This is a genomic window from Pedobacter gandavensis (assembly GCF_032677645.1).
In the GTDB taxonomy this organism is placed as follows: domain Bacteria; phylum Bacteroidota; class Bacteroidia; order Sphingobacteriales; family Sphingobacteriaceae; genus Pedobacter; species Pedobacter gandavensis_A.
The window spans coordinates 295,730-308,567 of sequence record NZ_JAVTSB010000008.1 but is presented as its reverse complement, the minus strand read 5'-3'; the positions used below and the strand labels follow the sequence as shown (position 1 = coordinate 308,567).

Sequence of the window (12,838 nt, the reverse complement as noted above, 5' to 3'; positions counted from 1 at the left end):
TCTTCTAATTAAAATGATGCATTTAAAGCTAAAGTAAATGTTCTCGGCTGAGGAATTGCACGGTTATCATATCCAGTTGCAATATTTGAATTGTTTCTATTAGAATTCACCTCTGGGTCAATACCACTGTAACCTGTGATTACGAAAGCATTATATACTTGTGCAGAAAGTCTCAAGTTAGATAATCCTGCTTTTGCAGCCCAAACAGGCTTCAGGTTATAACCTAAAGAGATCGCTCTCATTCTTAAGAAATCACCCTTTTCAAGGAATCTAGTTGAAGCCTGGTTCGTAACATTGTCATTGCTTGATAAACGAGGAATATCTGTAGTCTGACCTGGAGTAGTCCAACGGTCCATGATACGCACCTCATTGTTCTGGAAAGAGTTAGTTAACAATCCAGAAAGTGTAGCATTGTAAAGGTAGTTACCTCCCTGGTAAACGAGAGAGAAATTAAAATCAAAATCCTTGTATCTGAAAGTATTGTCCATTCCACCATAGAAAGTAGGAGTTCCGGTTTTACCTTCCTGATATTGTTGATCTGTAGCAGTAAGTGCAGGAGCAGGTGTTCCGTCCGCATTCACATATCTTAACGCCACCTGATCCCAGGTTCTGGTTGTTCCATCAGCAGCATACCACATTGCATAACCCGTTTTTGGATCTACACCAGCCGAATTGTATAATTTGTAAGTTCCTAAAGCACGACCAACACTAGCTACTGCCGAATTAGCAAGAATATCAGCATTATTGTTGGTAGAAACTAAGGTAAGCACCTTGTTTTTAACATGAGTATAGTTGAATGAAGTACTCCATGAGAAGTCATCATTTTTAATGTTGACCGTATTTAAAGTAAGCTCAATACCTCTGTTTCTCATTGATCCAATGTTCGTAGTAATGGTTGATCCCGGTACTCCTGTAGAATATAAAACCGGAGCAGCTAAGATCAGATCAGTTACTTTCGTGTTGAAATAATCAACAACTAAACCAATTCTTTTGTCAAGGAAGTTAATGTCAAATCCAACATTGAATTTTTTAGAAGCCTCCCATTTTAAGTTTGGATTTCCGATCTGAGAACTAGAGAAACCATTTAAGCTGGTATAAGAACCACCACTATAAAGTGTTCTTGCAGCATACGAACCTACACCTCTTGAGTTACCTACTAAACCGTAACTACCTCTTATTTTTAAGTAATCCACAACCTTATTGTCTTTAAGGAATGACTCTTGTGAAGCCACCCATCCTGCAGACACACTTGGGAATTTACCCCATTGGTTGTTAATACCAAAGCCAGAATAAGCATCTGCTCTGAATGCACCTTCAATAAAATATTTATCATCGAATGTATAACCTGCACGGCCGAAATAAGACTCGAGACCATTACTGATCATCCTTCCACCTGAGGAAAGGTTAACGTCTGTTGTTCCTGGAATAATACCAGTAAAAGTTCCGTCAAGAATAGCCGTGAAGAATGGATCTGCAAAGTTATTACCACTCGCAAAAAGTTCCGTTCTTTTGGTGTATTGATATTCCGCACCAGCAATTAAACTAATTCTATGTTTCTCAGCAATCGTTTTATCATAGCTGGCGAAATTCTGCCAAACCCATAGATTGTTGTTTAAAATGTTATTCTGAACCAATCCAGCGAAAGACTGACCTAATCCTGCAATTAGCGGAGTAGAGTACTGATCTTCAAAATTGGAAAGGTAATCAATACCGAATTTTGAAGTTACTTTCAATCCCGGGATTGGAGAGGCCTCCATATAAACATTACCTACGATGTGTTGAGGCGTATTTTGATTTCTCTGTAAATCAATAGTAGCAATTGGATTATAGATTCTGTTACCAATTAAACTAGTGTTGTTAACAACCGTGATGTTATTTCCCAGTCCCAGGTAACCCGCAAGAGCTCCAGTGGTTAAGTTATATCCTTTTGGACCATTAGGGTTAAACACCGGTACAGTAGGAAATGCATTGTAACCAGCAATAGCGGTACCTGCTAAGTAATTATCTGTTAATAAACCGTAGTTCTTTGTTTTGGTAAATGACAATTCTATTCCTGAACGCAACCATGTCTTAGGTTTAACATCCAAGTTAAGACGTGCCGACCCGGTTTTTAAACGGTTTCCATAAAGGATACCTTTTTGATCAATATATCTTGCTGATGCATAATAAGTAGCTTTTTCACTTCCACCTGATAAGGAAAGGTTATTGTCATAAGAAGTTCCAGTCTGGAAAATTTCGTTCATCCAGTTTGTTCTATCTGGTACACCATCTCCATTAATGTCACTTTCTACGGCTACAACAGGAGCTGTAGCACCAAATTTGTTTCTAACCTTCTCATTATTGATGGTCATAAAATCCTCAGCACCTAATACATTTGGCTTAGATGCAGCATTTGAAATGCTCAGTTTTGAACTTACTGTGATTTTTGAAGTTCCTTGCTTTCCTTTTTTGGTTGTTACCAAAATTACCCCGTTAGCAGCGCGTGAACCATATAGTACAGCAGCACCCGCATCTTTCAATACCTCAATAGATTCGATATCGTTAGGATTGATTAAGGCCAATGGATCAAAACGTGTTCCATTACCACCATTGAACACACTTACGTTCTCAATAGTACTGGTTGGAATACCATCGATCACTATTAATGGCAATGAACTTGTCGAAATTGAGTTTACACCCCTGATTCTAATAGAAACTCCATCTCCAAGTGTACCACCTGCACTCGAGATCTGAACACCAGCAGCCTTACCAGAAAGTGCTTTATCAAAACTCTCCACCGGCTGGTCAGCAATATCGCTTCCCTTAATAGTAGACTGAGCTCCATTTACTTCTTTCAGACTTTTAGTTCCATAACCCACAACAACAACTTCGGTTAAGGCTTTTGAATCTGAAGCTAATGCTACATTAATCACATCACCAGCACCTACTGGTCTGGATTGTGATAGATATCCCAAATATGCAAATTCGATTGAGGTAGTACCATCTGGTAAAGTCAGGCTATACTTTCCATTTCCAGAAGTTTGGGTACCTACTTTGGTCCCTTTAATTCTTACGGTTACTCCAGGTAGCGGCTTACCATCTTCCTGATCCGTAACTGTACCAGTAATTGTCCGATTCTGAGCCATCGCAGATCCTGCGATAAACATCAAAATGAACAAACTTTGTAAAAGTTTTTTCATAAAAAATAAATTTAGGTTAGTTAATAAAGCTGAATATAGGCCATTTAGCCGCGCTACAAACAATAGAATTTAGCATAAAACAACAAATGACAGTAAAATGACACAGCAAAATGCAATAAACGGCAATAAATTGCAGACAAAAAACCTGCTTAAATGGCAATTAAAGGAGGTTTAAGAACAGATATTCCCAACACTGCTAATAAAAAACAGAATTGTGAACAGATTTAACATTTTTTAACTTTTCAGCCAAAGTCCCCATTTCCGGGGATTTTTATATGAACTAAAATATTAACTCATCCTAAACAGATTTATGTTTTTACGCTAAAGGAAAGATCGGAAACCTGGTATTCAAGCGCCCGGATCCGGGGATAAAAGCTATCAAAAGAAATCCGATAAACGCAAAACAGCCAGGCCCCTGACTCAGGAAACCTGGCTGTTAAATTCCGGATCATAACAACCCGGATATTGCTTTTCTTTACTATTAAATCTGCTTAATGGTCATCCTCAGGGAATTTAGTCCGGTGATAACCAGAAAGTTGGTAAATCACCCCCGGTGCATCTGAAAATTCCACTTCCAGTGAAATCCCATCGGATACCGCTTTAGACTTCGGCCCTACATAGGCGTTTTTCGTGACTTTACCTTTGGTTACATTGAAGGTCATTGTTGGATCGTAATAGGGTCCGGCATTCTTCGCTTTATCCGCGGAAAAGGACAGATCGCCCACATTTGTGTTAACTTTTGCAAAGACCATTTCATTTTTCGCCGGATTGGCCCAGATCGAACTCACATCAAGCCACATTTGCGTGGCCGAATTCTCCGAAGTATTATACGTGATCACCTTGTAGTAATCCTCTCCATAATTGGAATCAAATTCACCACCCACCTTTAATTGCACCCACCATTCTCCGGAAAGTGCCTCAACAGCAGTCCCTCCAACGGCTTCCTCCTTCTTACAGGCAGAAAGGCTGATCACAAAAAGCGAGAGTATATATATGTATTTTTTCATGTTACGCTGTTTTAATTACTGTTTTACAAAAAACCTTAATGAGTCGCCATAGCCTGCATTTATCACTACCCAGGAATAAGTGTTTGTCGACAGGTCATAATTCTCATTCAATGAACTCCAGCTTCCCGAGTCCGCATTCTGTTGCGGGATAGAAATGACAGATCCAGTAGGATTGACGGCGACTACAAGGATGCCATCGGCACCAACTGCACCTCCAGGGTTGGCTACCAGATATACTCCGGGGCCAATTTTCTTCCAGGTTGAGGCTACGCTATTTGTATTACGCAGGTATTTACCTGAGAGATCTCTGGCTGCAGCATCAGCTTTTGTATCGTACACGATCACCTGTCTGGTTACTGTAGCAGAAAAACCATCTGCATTTACTGCCGAATAGGTTACCCCGTATATTCCGGCTACTGCAGTGTTTACCGCTCCGGAAGCCACTACCGGCGCATCATCAGATCCTGCTTTTGCTGTTGCTCCGGGATCCGTAAAAGCCGTGCCCTTTGCGACAAGAAAGTACTTTTCCCCCTTCATGGTGATGATCGGGAAAAAGGTGACCTTAGAAATCCCCACCATTCCTGGTGGATAATCAAAGGATTCCTTCTTACATGACCATACCGTCATGGCGAGAATCCCTATTACTATGATACTTAAATATTTTTTCATGACTCTGGTTTAAATTTAAAATCAAACACTTATTTGCCCCACCATACTTTAACATAGATTGGAACTTCGGTAGGAACATTAACGTTTCTATCCCTTGAAGAAGCAGGCCACACCAATCGTTTAGGGAATCTACCAGCACCGGTAACCCCATTTCTCGCATACACCCACTGTCCGGGAATATAACCAGCTACCGTAGAATAAATTGGAGATGTTACCGGATACCCAGTCCTTTGTTGCTCAAAAAATGCTTCTAAAGCGTGTGATCCTGGCAATGAAGCCCATTTTTGCGTAATGATAGCCTCTAGTTTGGTCTCAAAATTACCAGCTACGGGATAAGCATAAAGTCCGGTTGTGCCTACGAAACCATCAGAAGATGCTCCCGATGCAGTAAACGATGCCTGAACGCCTTTGTCGTACAACGCCTCAGCACCTGCACCTCCGAAATAACGCTCTAAAGCTTCCGCCTGCATAAAGAAAGATTCCGAATCAGAGATAAACCAAACCGGGTCTGTCGCCTTTTGAGCAGCAACACTTGCATTTGCATAAGTTGGTTGCTCCTGTTGTGTAGCGGCAAAATCACCCTGGTTTTGTCCGATTGGACTTGCTGAACCAAAATATGCACTGGCTCTTGGATCCTCATTATCGATCAACCAGCTGGTAAAAGTATAACTCGCTCTTAAATTAGTCGTGGTATTTAAGCGCCTCACATTCATCTCATACATTGGATTACTATTGTTCGGACTATCTTCAAATTTAGCGATACCAGCACCAACGGATAAGAACTTAGCACCGGCAGTATACAGCCCTCTGATTCCGGCTTCGGCTTCTGCAGGTTTCGCATTCACCATTCGCAAATACATTTTTAATTTTAAGGTATTGGCAAACTGTACCCATAAATCCATATCTCCATTGAAAAGGAAATCTCCTTTTTTCTGACTTGAGGTTAAAGGGACAGTGGTGAAATCTTTGGCTAATGCCGCATTAATTTCAGTCAGTAACGCCTGGTAAATGAAATAGCCATCGTCATATTTAGGTTGCAGATTTGCTGATCCCTGAAAGGCTTCCGTATAAGGAAGTTTATCATACACATCTACCAACACCTGATAAGTATAGGCCTTCATCACGGTCGCCATTAAGTTGTAACGCCAATCGCCAGAGGCTTGTGCCTTAGAAATTGCCAGCTGATAATCGGCAAGTGCACCAGCATAAAGCTGATCATAAGCCCCGGTAAAATCGGTTCTGGTTAAGTTATAGGCATCAATGGTCTTGTACTGATTGGAAGCGAAAGCTTGTGTCCAGTACTGGGACCAGATCCCACCTAAAATTGCGAGGTCACCACCTACCCGACCAGCGGTAGACATAATCGCAGATGGCAACAGTACTTCCGGGGAAGCCGTTTCAATAGGCGGGTTATTTGGATCAACATTGATATCCAGGGTCTTCTTACACCCAAAGGTCAGGAAGAATAAACCGGACAGGATCAATGGCCTTATGTAATTAGTTATATTTTTCATCGCTCAAATAATTAAAATGAAACTTTTAATGATGCCCCAAAGAATCTAACTGGTGGTGCGGTTCTAAACTCACCAAATTCACCTGCAAGGTCATTTCCCTGATTGGAAACCTCCGGATCTATCGTGCCGTTAGATTTAGGCAACCAGGTAATCAGGTTTCTTCCAAACACGGAAACAGTTGCCCTTTTTGCAAGAATCTTACCTGCAATATTCTCAGGCAAACTGTAACTCAAGGTTACTTCTCTTAGCTTAAGGAAGGTTTTATCCAGAATACGATTGCTATAAACCAACGCTTTATTGGTAGTTGGATAATAATAATCATCAATTTTTCCTTCCAGAATAGGCGTTACATTTTCTTCATATCTGATTAAGTTTCCATTTGCATCAGTCACTTTTTGTACCGAGTTAGGCACAATAAATGGTTTACGATCATTGTAAAGCGTTTTCTTATCCGCACCAACGAAATTTAACAAATCTGCTGTTCCAGAGTAGAAAACACCGCCTTTTTGATAATCAAAAGTAAAACCAAGACCAAAACGTTTGTAAGAAAGCATATTCGTTAATCCCATGGCAAAATCGCGCTGAATACTACCGTATTTTTTATTCTCAGCAGCCACTACCGGGAAACCAGTAGCATCCACTACGATACGTCCATCTGGCGCATATTCCGGACCCGGAGCTTCCAATACCCCTAGAGGTTGTCCTTTTTCTGCAATTAAATTAGCTTCATAAGCACCGTTAATGATTACTTTATCTAATCCTGCTGGTAATTCCAGTACGGTATTACGCGCTCTGGAGAAGGTGTAAGTCATGTTCCAGTTGAAATCTTTACTCACTACTGGTTTCAGATTTAAAGCCATCTCAATACCGCGGATTCTTACTTTACCAAAGTTTAATATTTTGAACTGGTAACCTGATGCCGGGTCAATTGGAACCGGAAGAATCTGGTCATTTCTGTTTCTATTGAAATAAGTAACATCTAAACCAATTCTCTCTTCCAGGAACCTGATGTCCATACCGAATTCATACTCTTTAACTCTTTCTGGTTTCAGATCTTTATTGTTTAAAGTATTCGCGATGCTAAATCCTGCTACACCAAAGATTGGGAAACCAATACTTCCAAATCCAAGCGGAACATTTGTTGGGTTTAACACATCATAAATACGGTAAGGTTGTGTATCACTACCTGTTTCACCATAACTGGCTCTTAATTTTAAGAAGCTGATCGGTGTTTTTTTCAAGTCAAAAGCATCTGATACCACATAGGCTAAACTCACCGCTGGATAGAAATAACTGTTATTTCCCGGTGCCAGGGTAGAAGTCCAGTCGTTTCTGCCGGTTACCGTCAGGAACAGATTGTTTTTGTAACCTAAGGTTGCCGTCGCATAAGCACCAAATAACCTGCGGTGGGATTCTATCTCCGTACTTGTTGGTTTATTGGCACTATTACTCAAATTGAAAAACCCTGGAATGGCCAGATTTTCCACTTGGGTGGTTAAGAATCTTGAACCCCTGTCGTTGTAATTCACTCCGACTAATCCATCTAACTCAAAATCCGAGAAGGTCTTTTTGAAGATCGCATTAAACTTAGAGTCATACTCGAAAGTCTTAATCGATTCTTCTACTACACGACCTACATCGGCAGCTCTGCTTTGTCCTTCCACGTTTCCACCGGCATTATAACTACCAATGGAAGGTGCATTTTTATTGTGCCATTGCTTATCTCCTGCATTGTCCACATCCGCTCCCTGTTGGAATTGTAGCGACAACCAATCGTTCACTTTGTAACCCATATTTACGTTTCCATAGATACGGTCGTTTTTGTAACGGCTACCATTCTCATAAATAGAGTAATAAGGGTTCTCCGCGTATGGCGTGAAATAATTGTCTACGTTAAAGAACTTGTTCTTATAATTCTGCAAATCTCTGATTGGAATATCTCCCGGAATTTGTAGAATATCCTCATAAAATGAAGAACCAACACCAGATATCCCTTGTCCCTGTGCCACAAATCTTTGTGTTTTGGTCACATAGTTCATCGTCGCATCAATTGAAAAAGCACCCAGTTTAGTTGATCCTTTTAACGTTACGTTGTTCCTTTTATAAGAATCTGCATCGGTTGGTAAATAACCATTACTGTAAACATTTCCATAAGAAAAGTAAAACGTACTCAGGTCATTACCACCACTAATGGCGATGTTACTGTTCAGTTCCAAACCATTATCCAAAGCATCTCTCACGTTGTTTTTAATGTAAGAGAAAGGTTTTAACAGTTGAGAGTTATCCACGATAGCTCCCCATGGACGTACTATACCATCATATTTAGGACCCCAGTTACCATTCTCCGAAGGGATAAAAGTACCATCCCAACCTTGTCCGAATACATCCTGAACCTTAAATATCGTAGCCACCTGAGTAATTGTACTGGCATGAGAAAACTCGACCACTGTTTTTCCTGCTGCACCTTTTTTAGTGGTGATCAGGATTACACCATTCGACCCTCTTGAACCATACAATGCGGTAGCCGCTGATCCTTTCAGGATACTCATGCTCTCAATTGAATTCGGGTTAATGTCATTCGCATTGTTTCCAAAATCATAATTGCTGTCGGAACCAATACTTGAGTTATCCAAAGGAACCCCATCAATTACATAAAGCGGCTGATTGCTTCCACCAATGGAAGTAAAGCCCCTCAGGATAACTTTTGTGGAACCACCCGGAGCACCGGAAGAATTGGAAATCGTTACACCGGCTACTTTACCTTGTAAACCACCAAGCATACTCACCGGAGCTGCTCTGTTGATTTCTTCAGACTTGACCGTTGTTTCCGCATAACCAATGGTTTTCTTTGACTTGTTGATTCCGAGTGCAGTTACCACCACCTCATTCAAGGCTTTGGAATCAGAAGCTAAAGCTGCGTTTACTACATTTCCAGCGGAAATGGGTTTTACCTGAGTGATATAACCCAGATAAGAGAATTCGAGTTCCGTTGCACCAGTTGGCGCTTGTATAGCATACTTACCATCGCCACCACTTTGCGTACCAATTTTAGTGCCCTTTACTCTGACAGTTACTCCGGGAAGTGGCTTGCCATCCTCCTTGTCGGTAACTACACCAGTAATTGTTCGATTTTGAGCCATCGCAGTTCCTGCGATAAAAATCAAAATGAGCAAACTTTGTACAAGTTTTTTCATAAGTTGATTAAATTTAGGTTGTTAAATCATTACTTGAATTTAAGTATAGTTATGCCCAAGGAGTTCAAAGAAAATTGAGGCTAAACATAAATTACAATCAAATGACATAACTTTTTGATTACAATAGCCATTTTGTCAAAAAAACAGTTTGCCATTTCCACAAACAACATAAAGCCGATATTTTATACATTTACCCGAACAGTTTTAATCCATTTAGGAATGTTTTCTAACTAAAACTGAATAATGAGCCATTTACCTTTCCTTTTCAAATGCTATAAAAACCTATCAAAACAGATAAAAACGAGTATTTTTCTCTAAAATCAGGACGAAAAGGTTTAAAAAACACGGCCATAAAAGGAGCTCCAGCCTAAAAATAAGTCGTTAATTATTGCTTAATTATTTATCAAAACTTTGTGATTTTGAAAGAAAATAAGAGCCTGAGTTATAGCTTAGAAAATAGAAGAGGTATCAGATTTATTCTTTCCAGGCCTTTTTTTTCCGGCAAACAAAATAGGAGTAACCAAATTACCTGGAGAAGAAAAACCACAAGTGCGTTACAAAAAAACCGGCAAATAAGAATTTTTTATACTTAAAAGAAACCGCGATAAAACCCAATCAGAAGGGCATCAAAAATCAGATCCGGCCACAATAAGTACGATCTGGACGCAAAACTGGCAATTTAGTCGGCCAAAAACAGCGCATTTAGGAAGAGTTGCTTCCCGTTTTCCCAGAAAGATCGGAATAACACATTCGTTCCGATATAAATTATAGTCCCCTTTCCCAAAGATTGCACGCCCAATGTCATTCCGGAACTTAAGGTTTTAACCACCTTTTTCCCTGCCACACCAGCCATATAACTGTCTGATTTAAATAAACCTACATTCCAGCCTCTGCTTAAAGGCGCATAAATATGGTCGTCGGTTTTTAAGGCGTAATAATAGCGTCCTAAACTGGTAGCAAGCGGGTGGCCTGCATCTAAATGGACTTTAAAGATTGCTCCGGGGATGGCATCAGACAGGTCGATACTGTTCCGGTTCGCATAGAGTGCCGGATTGATCGACACTTCCTCTTCTTTAACTTCTTCCTTCTTTTTTACCTCAAAAAGTTTGGAATCGGTTACACTTTGAACGGCATCTTCCATCAGGATCACTTTCCCTCCTATTTTGATCCAATCCTCCAGTTTTTCCAACGTTTCCTGCGGATAAGCACCGTCAGGTAGGATCAACACGTTTATTTTGTCCAGATTCAGGTTTTCGATACTCCTCAAAGGAATCAGGCTTACAGGATAATTTAACTCTTGCTCCATATAATGCCAGATTTCTCCTACACTCTGCGAGGAGCTTTCCGGACCGGCTACCATAGCCACTTTCGGCATTTTCAAAATCCGGTAGCTGGAAGAACCGAAATCCTTTCCACGGTCTACAAAGCCACTTGCTGCAGGATAAAAGGCCTTTTTCGTCTTCTTTTCTATCGCGCTCATTTTTGCAGTTAAGGTTGGAATCAGCCGCTCGTTTTCTGTACGGTAAACTAATAAAGTCCCAATTCCGAACTTGCGCCCGGCAATGGTAAAAGGCTCTTCGGTAATCCTGACCTTGATATTTTCCTTTTGCAGCTCCATTAATAGCTGCGCATCTGGTAATCCCGCCCAGGAGAAAATCCAGGCATAAGGTTTCTGTACCACAGGAAAAACTTCCTTATTTTCTTCGGGTTCCGCAAAGCGTCCTTTAATGGGCTCCAGGCTTGCAAAAGCCGGTAAACCGTAAGCATAAGGCAATGCCCAGGCCGTAATGTCGTAAGTATTAGAGTCGCTCACGGTGGTTTGAGGCTCCATGAGCACATTTGCCAATACGCCTCTGGGCTGGTTTAAATTGATGATCAGGTCGTTCCGCTCCACTTTAAAACGCTCCGTTTTACGGCTCTCATAATTATAACCCGTCAGCTCTTTATCTAAGCCATAAGCGAACTGGATGTTGTTTTTCTTCAAAAGACCCGCCAGTTTTTGGAGTCTATAAGGATTTTGTGCCTTGATCACGAAGCTTTTATAAGTGCCCGGAGGATTCAGTACTGCCTTTTCAAAATACTTTCCAAACTCATCCAACAGTTCGTCTGCATGATTGGAAACCGTTTCTAAGGTGGCCATTCCCGTCGTAAAATGATGCGCGATTCTGTCTTTTAAGGTCAGCGTATCCCCGTCAATCGTGGCCACGGACAATCCGGCACCAATGCCGCCCTGCTCATAAGTCATCCCGATAGCCCCGTTATATAAAGGATAGGTATCGCCATAAGAAGGATAGAGTAAATCAAACTGTTCTTTCGTAAAATATTGCCAGCCGTTCTGGTCAAAATACTTCGCATTGTTCTTCCCCACTGTAATCTGAAAGTTCCGCTGCCAGGGGGTAATATCCTGATGAATCGGCTCGGCCGCAGGTGCAAAATAATAAGGATCGTTATAGCTTTGTTCATGGAAATCGACATGCACTTCCGGCATCCAGTCCTGGTATAAATCCAGTCGCTGCTGCGTTTCTATTTGCGATTGCCAGGCCCAGTCTCTGTTTAAATCGAAATAATAATGGTTAGATCGTCCACCTGGCCAGGGTTCTATATGCTCTCTCGACAATGGATTTGGGTTAGGCTGAATGCCCACCGTGGAGCCAAAAAAGTTCAGATAGCGCTCCCTACCATCCGGATTGAGGCATGGATCAATGATCACGACCGTATTCTTTAACCAGTTCTGAATGTTCGGTGATTTTGCCTCAGCCAAGGTAAACAGCATTTTTAAAGCGGTTTCTGTAGAACTCGCCTCATTGCCATGTACATTATAACTCAGCCATAAAATGACCGGTTGTTTCCCTTTAAAGCTGGTTTTCTCTGTGTTTTGGTTTTGTTTTTCGGTGTTCTGAACCAGTTTATCTGCATTACTCAGACTTAGATTTTGCTTCCTGATTCCCTCCAGATTGTCCATATTCTCCTTTGCGGAGACCATAGCCACTAAAAGCTCCCTGCCTTCATAGGTCTTCCCGTATTTCTGAATTTTGATGTTTTTATTGGCATTTCCCAGGTATTTGAAATATTCGAGCACTTTATAATGAGGGGTAAATTTGCTGCCCAATGGGTATCCCAAAAACTCTTCAGGCGACTTTAACTGCGCTTCCGCAGGCTTTAGTCCAATCAGCAACAGCAGAAATGAGAGCAAATAATACTTCATAGCAGGGATTTATTCTCCAAAATACTAAAGAATATTTTTAGTTTCTCTTTCATAGTGTAATTTTACCATA

General features: G+C 41.0%; 6 protein-coding genes. All 6 read right to left on the bottom strand.

Annotated elements, in window-relative coordinates:
• Positions 1 to 8: 8 nt before the first annotated feature.
• The 6 genes from R2Q66_RS15315 to R2Q66_RS15290 all read right to left on the bottom strand — a co-directional run bounded on the left by R2Q66_RS15315 (position 9) and on the right by R2Q66_RS15290 (position 12,768).
• The gene (locus R2Q66_RS15315) at positions 9 to 3,179 is read right to left on the bottom strand and encodes a TonB-dependent receptor (protein ID WP_316750481.1); all 3,171 of its coding nucleotides are present in this window, start codon (positions 3,177 to 3,179) and stop codon (positions 9 to 11) included.
• A 491-nt stretch (positions 3,180 to 3,670) separates the two neighbouring features.
• Positions 3,671 to 4,186 carry a lipid-binding protein gene (locus R2Q66_RS15310; RefSeq protein WP_316750479.1) on the bottom strand — a complete coding sequence of 172 codons (516 nt, stop codon included), beginning with the start codon at positions 4,184 to 4,186 and terminating at the stop codon, positions 3,671 to 3,673.
• Positions 4,187 to 4,201: 15 nt separating this feature from the next.
• Entirely contained in the window at positions 4,202 to 4,855 is a 654-nt protein-coding gene (locus R2Q66_RS15305) for a DUF5011 domain-containing protein (RefSeq protein ID WP_316750477.1), read from the bottom strand.
• Between the two features lie 29 nt (positions 4,856 to 4,884).
• Positions 4,885 to 6,369 carry a SusD/RagB family nutrient-binding outer membrane lipoprotein gene (locus R2Q66_RS15300; RefSeq protein WP_316750475.1) on the bottom strand — a complete coding sequence of 495 codons (1,485 nt, stop codon included), beginning with the start codon at positions 6,367 to 6,369 and terminating at the stop codon, positions 4,885 to 4,887.
• Positions 6,370 to 6,380: 11 nt separating this feature from the next.
• Positions 6,381 to 9,563, bottom strand: coding sequence for a SusC/RagA family TonB-linked outer membrane protein (locus R2Q66_RS15295; RefSeq protein WP_316750473.1), 3,183 nt, complete (start codon positions 9,561 to 9,563; stop codon positions 6,381 to 6,383).
• A 679-nt stretch (positions 9,564 to 10,242) separates the two neighbouring features.
• Positions 10,243 to 12,768, bottom strand: a complete 2,526-nt coding sequence (locus tag R2Q66_RS15290; protein ID WP_316750471.1) for a M14 family metallopeptidase — start codon at positions 12,766 to 12,768, stop codon at positions 10,243 to 10,245.
• Between the last annotated feature and the right edge of the window lie 70 nt (positions 12,769 to 12,838).